Here is a 432-nt window from a genome sequence, read left to right as displayed (position 1 = left end):
TCATTTGTCATTAAACGCATTTTGTGTTACTCCTATACATGGTTGAATGAACTAACCCATCCTATACGGGTTAGCTTTGCTGCCTCCTGTAAGCATGTTTGCGTCATGCTTACAGGTTTTTCGACCCGGACAGAGCGGTCTAGTCCGTTCTGTCCGGTGATCGAATTCTTTACGCTGCCAGTAATCTCCTGCGCTATCCTGCTTTGCTTCTTTTGGCCTTGCTGCCCCTCAACTGCGCTTCGCCACAGCCAGCACTGGCTCTAATACCCATTCCCAAATTTTCCGGCTGTCTTGCAAGATGTCCGCTTCCAGCGTCATGCCGGGTTTAAGGGGCTGGTTCTGGCCGTAGGCTGCTACGTTTTGTTGCGCCAGTCTGACTTTGATGCGGTACAGGGCTTCATTGCTGTTAAAGCCTTGCAGGCTTTGCTGGGC

General features: G+C 50.9%; 1 pseudogene. It reads right to left on the bottom strand.

The features are described from left to right. Nucleotides 1–228: 228 nt before the first annotated feature. Nucleotides 229–432 (bottom strand): annotated as a pseudogene (locus tag H8K43_RS18695) (secretion protein HlyD); the annotation flags it as partial.

Source organism: Cognatundibacterium curvum (assembly GCF_014284235.1).
GTDB classification, from domain to species: Bacteria; Pseudomonadota; Gammaproteobacteria; order Burkholderiales; family Burkholderiaceae_D; genus Undibacterium; species Undibacterium curvum.
Note: the sequence above shows the minus strand (reverse complement) of the source record. Positions and strands in the feature narration are given on the sequence as shown.